Origin of the sequence: Rhizobium altiplani (genome assembly GCF_001542405.1) — a bacterium.
Taxonomy (GTDB): domain Bacteria; phylum Pseudomonadota; class Alphaproteobacteria; order Rhizobiales; family Rhizobiaceae; genus Rhizobium; species Rhizobium altiplani.
Genome location: NZ_LNCD01000118.1, coordinates 1 through 6783, shown reverse-complemented (window position 1 = coordinate 6783; position 6783 = coordinate 1). Strand labels below are relative to the sequence as shown.

The 6783-nt window shown below is 56.0% G+C and carries 5 protein-coding genes and 4 pseudogenes; 3 read left to right on the top strand and 6 right to left on the bottom strand.

The features are described 5' to 3' along the window. A pseudogene (locus AS026_RS40580) lies at positions 1-409 on the top strand (recombinase family protein); the annotation flags it as partial. Here the strand turns inward: AS026_RS40580 and AS026_RS27175 are convergent. From AS026_RS27175 to tnpA, 3 genes and pseudogenes are all read right to left on the bottom strand, one after another. Then, a pseudogene (locus AS026_RS27175) lies at positions 394-941 on the bottom strand (IS66 family transposase zinc-finger binding domain-containing protein); the annotation flags it as partial. The pseudogenes AS026_RS40580 and AS026_RS27175 overlap by 16 nt on opposite strands. A 52-nt stretch (positions 942-993) precedes the next feature. Continuing rightward, complete coding sequence (tnpB, locus tag AS026_RS27170; protein WP_007538681.1) at positions 994-1344, bottom strand: IS66 family insertion sequence element accessory protein TnpB; 351 nt, start codon at positions 1342-1344, stop codon at positions 994-996. Continuing rightward, positions 1325-1744: pseudogene (gene tnpA / locus AS026_RS40575) on the bottom strand (IS66-like element accessory protein TnpA). The gene tnpB and the pseudogene tnpA overlap by 20 nt, the downstream one beginning before the upstream one ends. Before the next feature lie 35 nt (positions 1745-1779). Between tnpA and AS026_RS27160 the strand changes: the two are divergent. Continuing rightward, entirely contained in the window at positions 1780-2022 is a 243-nt protein-coding gene (locus AS026_RS27160; protein WP_007538679.1) for a site-specific integrase, read from the top strand. Positions 2023-3000: 978 nt separating this feature from the next. Next, the gene (locus tag AS026_RS27150; protein WP_062373119.1) at positions 3001-4719 is read left to right on the top strand and encodes a two-component system VirA-like sensor kinase; all 1719 of its coding nucleotides are present in this window, start codon (positions 3001-3003) and stop codon (positions 4717-4719) included. A gap of 257 nt (positions 4720-4976) precedes the next feature. Here AS026_RS27150 and AS026_RS42110 read toward each other — a convergent pair whose 3' ends face one another. From AS026_RS42110 to AS026_RS40565, 3 genes and pseudogenes are all read right to left on the bottom strand, one after another. Next, entirely contained in the window at positions 4977-5207 is a 231-nt protein-coding gene (locus AS026_RS42110) for an RNA-dependent RNA polymerase family protein (RefSeq protein WP_235777232.1), read from the bottom strand. Beyond that, the gene (locus AS026_RS42470) at positions 5204-5533 is read right to left on the bottom strand and encodes a hypothetical protein (RefSeq protein ID WP_051321233.1); all 330 of its coding nucleotides are present in this window, start codon (positions 5531-5533) and stop codon (positions 5204-5206) included. The genes AS026_RS42110 and AS026_RS42470 overlap by 4 nt, the downstream gene beginning before the upstream one ends. Positions 5534-6036: 503 nt before the next feature. Continuing rightward, positions 6037-6475: pseudogene (locus AS026_RS40565) on the bottom strand (thermonuclease family protein). Positions 6476-6783 lie beyond the last annotated feature (308 nt).

Here is a 6783-nt window from a genome sequence, read left to right as displayed (position 1 = left end):
GCTTACGCAAACCACAATCAGGCGAGCACGAATGTGTCACGTCCGATGATGCCTTGGCCATCATCGAGAGTATGGCGAGCCGTTGGTCTGATGAGCATATTGCTGCGACCTTGAACCGGATGGGACTGCCGACTGCCCAAGGCAAGACCTGGTCTGCAAAACGCGTGGGCTCGATCCGGCGCGTGCGTGGAATTCACGCCTACAAATCAGCGGAGAAAGACGGAGAATGGCTGACGCTAACCGAAGCCGCCAAGGCTTGCAATGTTACCCTCATCGCATTCGAAGCCTGATCGCGGCTGGGATACTGCGTGCACAACAGGTTGTCCCGGGCGCTCCGTACCAGATTAACGCCTCGGATCTTCGCAATCCTCAAGTCGCCACGGCAATGAGGCGTAAGGGGCGCCCGTGCATGGGCGCGATTACGACAGGCGTGTTGATCCCGGTGCGGTCGCAATGGCGGCAAGCGTACTTGAACCGCACATTCTGCAGGACCTTTGCCTTGACCTCATATGCAGCTGCTCGGTAACGGCCTCGCCCATACGATGCATTTGACCTTGGCAGCAGGGACATGACTTCTGATCCTCAGGCAGGTCATACTCAACACGCTCGCGCGGTAGATCTTCCGGCAGAGGTCTGCGTCCACGCTTCTTTCCCGTCTGACCCTCTATCGCTGGCAGGCCAGTGTCCGGAAGCTCGATAACATCGCCTTCCTCGCTGTCATCCTCGACCGCAGCCTCTTCGGCCTCATTGAAGAGACGATCAATGTGCTTTTCGCTGCGGGGTGCAAAGCGATGCAGCTTTGCAAGCGCCAGCTCCTCCTCAAGCTTGACGACCCGCTGCGAGAGCGCTTCCTTCTCGGCTTTGAGCGCCGCGATTTCGGCAGCATTGGCTGCCAATTGCGCCATCAGTTCTGCAATGCTCGGTTCGCCGGTGCGAGTCATCAGATTCTTGAATCTGAACCGCCCCCCGCGCGTCAATCGCAATTCGCCATCCTCAGCCGGCAATCTGATACTGCCGCACGGGATGGCGGATCATCGCATCGATATCGATGCCATCGAGGATCCAATGCAGTTGCTCTGTCGTCAGCGTGACCACCGGCATCTCGCGACGGGGCCATCGGAACTTGTCCTCGGTCAACCGCTTCAGGATTAGCACAAAGCCGGACCGGTCGAACAAGAGCTTCATCCGGTCACGACGGCGATTGCAAAAGGCAAAAACCGCAGGAGCAAAGGGATCCAGCGCCATCGTCTCCTGGACCAGGACAGCAAGGCTGTTGATGCCCGCGCGGAAGTCGATCGGCTCCCGATGGAGGTAGACCTTGAGGTCAGCGCCCAGCCTGAACATGACCCAACGCTCCTATGATTGCCGCCAAGCCATCGACATCGCTGCATTCCAGCGTCAGGCTGACCCCGTTCGGCAGCACCGCGCTCAGCTTGGATGCATGAGATCGCTTGCCGACCGGCTCCACCTTAGTCAGTGGACCGCTGGCAGAAGACGAGTGCATATCCGTAGCTATCTGAATCAGGACGAACGCGGAAACCAAAGGCAATGGACGCTCCTCTTTGGCCTTCTTTATCCACTTCCGAACGAGATTGACATTCACGTCGTGTTCCCGCGCCAGTCGGGAGACCGAAACGCCGGGCTCTAATCACGCTGCGACGAGCTGATCTCGCGAAGCGGGGTCATATCGACGGCGGCCGTCACGACCAACAAGCCGCACCTGCAGTTTAGGAGTATCATCCATGATTTGGTGTCCACCTATTTTTTTGTGGACACTTCATGCATCAGAGCACTGAGCTTCAGAAGGTGGGCAGAAATTCGCGCTTACCCATCATCTACTCTTCCATCGAGATCGGCCAAATCCTTCACCAGGCTTCCAGGCTTCCTTCGGTGAACGGCATTCGGCGCCTGACCTATCCTACGCTCTTTGGGCTGATGGCTGTCACAGGTCTTCGCATCAGCGAGGCCTTGACGCTTGACCGCGACGATGTCGACTTCACGCAAGACATCATTACAATCTGAAACGGCAAATCGGGAAAGCAGCGCATCGTCCCGTTCAGCTCAAGCGCCGCGCAACGGCTTCAACCTATGCTCGAGAGCGCGACCGGCTTTGTGAAGATCTGCCCGTCCCTCTCTTAGTTGACGATCATGCAAGGCGTATCAGCGGCTGCGCGGCGCGTCATAACTTCGCCTTGGTCTCTCAGGCCATCGGGCTTCGCTGGCCTCAGCGATCAGAAACATGGCGTTGGGCCACGAATCCATGACTTGCGTCACACGTTCGCTGTTCAAACGATGATCGATTGGTACCGAGAAGGACTGGACCCCAACAAGGAAATGATCAAGCTCACGACGATCCTTGGCCATGAGAGCGCATCCCACACCTACTGGTATATTAAAGCGATCCCCGAGCTTTTGGAGCTGGCATCCCGAAGGGCAGAGCTTTCTTTGAGACGGGAGGCGCGCCAATGAAACCGTCACGCCTACCGACGTTGGTTCAGCGCTTTTTTACCGAGAGGCTGACTGAGCAGGTCAATGCGAGCCCGAACACGATCGCGGGTTACAGGGACACATTCCGGCTTTTGCTGACGTTTGCAAGTTCGCAGCGAGGCAGGCCGCCGACCAACGACCAAGGTCGTCATCCACCGTCTCTATATGTGACCACCGGCTCCAACGCTGCCGCAAGATTAAAAGCTTCGCGGTTCCGCCGGTTGCTCACACCGCGCCACTTGGCGTACACAAAACCGCCGGGGCCCTAAATCTAGTCGACGCCGGTCCATTGGCAGGATATCTTCTCAGTCCTAAAACGGGGACATGCCGACATCTTAAATTTCCCAACCGCAGCGCGAAGCCAACAACTTCGCCTAAAACTGGCAACAGCCATCGTGATGCCATGGCTGTGTGTTTTTTGGAACGAACTGATTCGACGCTCGTGGTTTCCAGCAACGCGCGGGACGCTAAGCGCGTCACCAGAGTAGAACCGAGCGTTACACGGGGAAATGAATGCGGATAAACGGAAGCTATTCACAGTCTCGGCGAAACTTTAAGGCAGGCACGAGGCCTTGGTTGGATTTCGAAAAATTAGTCCGACAGATTAGGGTTTGTTTCGAGGAAGGTGGGCCAACAGCGTCTTGCCTAAAATCGTCCGCCCAAGCAGCGCTTAGAATTGTTGAGCGCTTTTTTGATGCTGATCGTTGCGCGCTAGCGTTGGTCGAGTATGGTGACAAAGAGGTTATCGAAAGCTTCGCAGCAAATCTCTCCTCGTCTTGGGACGATGTTCGGCTACACGAGATAACCTCTCTCGTCGAGGCTGACGAACATAGGCCGATAGTCCGCGTTCTACCTGCTCGAGAGACTGGTTGCTTTCCTAAGGAAACTCCGGGCCTTTGTATGCTGCTAGCGGTCCGGGTCTCCAATCAGCTAATCGCTGTTAGTTGCCTAGGCTACGACGGACATCGTCCGCGCTTTTGTTCAAGTGAAATTCAGCTTCTTGAACTCGCCACCGCCTGGCTCTGCCAGTATATCGACATCCAACGCAAACGGACTGAATGCAACATCCTGAAGAGGCGATTAGAGCATGCGGAACGTCTGCAGGCCGTTGGCGCGCTTGTCGGTGAAATAACCCATGAATTCAATAATATTTTGGGAGGAATCCTCGGGTATGCTGAAACAGCGCGAACCGCGCTGCGGCGCTCAGCTGTTACTAGAACATACGTTGATCAAATTATATCCTCGTCCCACAGAGCAAGGCTAATTATCGATCAAATTTTGACGCTGAGCCGAAAAGTGGGACGCGTGGCAAAGCCTTTTAGTGTCGTAGAACTTGTTATTGAGGTTGCCCCCTTATTGCGTGTGGCACTGCAACGCAATATTGAGCTAAATTTCAAGTTTGTTGACAAGACGAGCGTTATCGAAGGCAGCCCTCTAGATATTCAGCTCATTCTGATGAATCTTTGTAAGAACGCTTCCCAGGCGATAGTCGCCGATGGTCAGATCGATGTCATCGTCGGTCGAGCTTTTGTAGCTCAACAGAAAATCTCGGCGCATGATGTCATGCCAGCTGGCGAATATGTTGTCCTTTCTGTTAGCGACAATGGCGAAGGTATTCCCGAGGATGTGCTCCCCCATATTTATGAGCCTTTCTTTACAGCACGCTCTCGAAAGGGCGGTACTGGGCTGGGCCTTGCTACGGTGTACAGCCGTGTTAGCGAACTTGCAGGATACATCAAGGTTACTTCTACTGTTGGGCAAGGGACCCGCTTCGACATTTATTTGCCTTCTTCCTCGCAGGAGCCCGTCAGCCTGGACACTTTGTTTGGTCGGTGTAAAACACCACGTGGCAGCGGACAAATTGTGGCACTGGTTGAGCCAGATCCTATCTTGCGAGAAGTGTACGAAAATAAGATCGCCGATCTGGGGTATGAGCCTGTGGGTTTTGAGGCATTTAAAGAGCTTTACAATTGGATGTCAAAAGGCGAACAAGCCGATCTGGTTCTAGTTGAGCAATCCTCTCTTCCCCACAGTAAGAGTGCTACCGCCTTACACGCAGTTTTCAAGACAACCTCCATCATCATTGGCGGGAATGATCTTATGATGTCAGCTTCGAGGGATGCCATGATGACCGCGCTTTTCCTGCCTAAGCCTATGTCCTTCAGCGCTATGGCTTATGCGATTCACATGAAGATCAAAACGTGTGAGTGTGAGTTACCTACAATTGCTTAGGAGAGCGGTCCGGCGTCAACTGCATCTACCGCCTTTATCGCGAGGAAGTTCTTTCCGTTCGCAAGCGGAAAGCCCAGCCTTGCCTGAAGCGCCGTCTTGACGGCTTCTGCTTCCTGCTCGGTCCGGCAGTGCACCAGCCCGTCATCCGCATACCGACACCATGGGAGGTCGGGACGCGTCTACGCCGCCTTGTGGAGCGCCAATGTACGTTCGGTGGAACGTCCATTCTTCAAGATAACCGGCCTTAAGCATCCTGTTTACCAAGCGATCAGGCGATCATCGTCGATACGCCTGCGCAGCAAGGCAAGGAGGATATTATAGTCGATGTTGTCGTAGTATCCCACGATATCGACCTCCACCAGCCACTTGACGCCATGGCGTGTCCGCTTGATTTCTGTCAGTGCAGTATGGCAGGGGCGCCCCCGGCGGAAGCCGTGCGATTGTGGTGAGAAGAGCGGCTCATGAATTTGTTCGAGCAGAATCTTCACCGCTGCCTGCACAAGCTTGTCGTCCGCAGTGGGAATGCCCAATGGGTTGGGTTTAGGTATGTATTGCCGCCTGCCGGGGAGAAACAGTATGATCCGTCTATGACCCGGGTGATGATTGCCTCCATCCTTTCCAGCGAGAAGCCGTCGGAGGTGCTTTGAGGATCGACACCCGTTGTCAACGCTCCCTTGTTGGGAGCGATCTGCTCGTAAGCCTTCATCCAAAGACTTTGGGCTGACAGCAGACGGAACAGGCCATTTATGCGCTTTCCCTGACGCGACAGGTCGATGATTGAAGCCAGTCTCTTCTCCACGGTTTCTGGCCGCATCAGCGCACCACCGTCATGAAGTTATTGGCTTCTGCAGTCGTGCCACCCTTCACCCGCGCAGCGTGGATTCCCCGTTCGGTTGCCAGATTGGTTTCTCTCGTGCCCGTCCGTCCGCAGACGGCTGTACTTTGCCCTTCACACGGAATGACAAGTCGACCATCGGGTCGTCAATTTCCACAGCCAGGACCCGATCTGAGTTTCACGCAATGCAGCATTCACCATGCACGTCTTGTCCTGACTTCCCGATAGCCTACGATGGTTTCGGCCCGGAAAAGCCTTGCTGCCCGCATGCTCTTGTCCCTCGCCGGTTTCCCGGTTACAACCATCACTGGCCGAGGTAAGCTGGTTGGACATCAGGTTCATTTCTTGACTCCCTGAGAGGCCTTTCTTCCTCACTCTGTCGATTGCGCCGACACGGCGCACGCGCACGGCTCTACTCGCTCACGCTCCCCGAACCCGCCGCGAGGTTTCGGCCATCCGGCAACGATCCTCTCGCGCTTTCCTCAGCCGCACCATCGCGTCTGGCGCCGTCCCAGCGCCTGGCAAGGCCTTCGTTGACGAGAGTGTCCCCGAGCGCGTGTCCCGATTGCAATACAGTCCGGAGCTCGCGGCCATACTTGTCCTCGTCGCGCCAGCCGGCCGCGAGTCAGAAGTTGCCGGCATTGAGCAGCGGCAGACGTGCCTTCGCGGCCTCACCCTTGATGCGTTCGGCTTCGCAGCGCGGCGGGCTGAGTTCCGGCGTATCGATATCCGCGATGCGAATTTTCTCGCCCTCGAAGCAGAACGTGTCCCCGTCGACGACGCAGTTCACATGGCGATCGGCGCCGCAGATTGAAAACGCGGCCGATAGGGAGTCTGATGTCAGTGTCTTTGCCAAGACTGACAATCCGGAGAGTTGCCAGCGGCGCCGAAGAGAAGCCGGCTTCCCGCAGCAATGACCATGGCAGCAAGGAGCGCCGTCATCGATCCGCGAGAGATGCCTCGCTGAGATCGCAGCGATTTTCCCTGCAGGCGATGTCGATCATCCCGGCCACCAGTCTTCCGCGGTCTTCTGAACGGAACCACGTTCCATTTCGCCACTTGCGCGTCCTTTCTGTTTGGCTCAGCCTATCCCGGCCCCGGTTACATCTGCGTTTATGGCCTCGACCTACGGTCGTCCCGAAAGGTGGTGTGCGCAAGCGGGGTGCAGTCGGTCCCGCCTCCCTTCGGGCGATCGGATAGATTTCAAGCTGGCAAACGAAACGCATCTT

What these genes read in the sequence shown, in the direction of transcription:
- AS026_RS27160 (WP_007538679.1), top strand. Translation starts at nt 1,780, where the DNA reads ATGCATCAGAGCACTGAGCTTCAGAAGGTGGGCAGAAATTCGCGCTTA.
- tnpB (WP_007538681.1), bottom strand. Translation starts at nt 1,344, where the DNA reads ATGTTCAGGCTGGGCGCTGACCTCAAGGTCTACCTCCATCGGGAGCCG.
- AS026_RS27150 (WP_062373119.1), top strand. Translation starts at nt 3,001, where the DNA reads ATGCGGATAAACGGAAGCTATTCACAGTCTCGGCGAAACTTTAAGGCA.
- AS026_RS42470 (WP_051321233.1), bottom strand. Translation starts at nt 5,533, where the DNA reads ATGCGGCCAGAAACCGTGGAGAAGAGACTGGCTTCAATCATCGACCTG.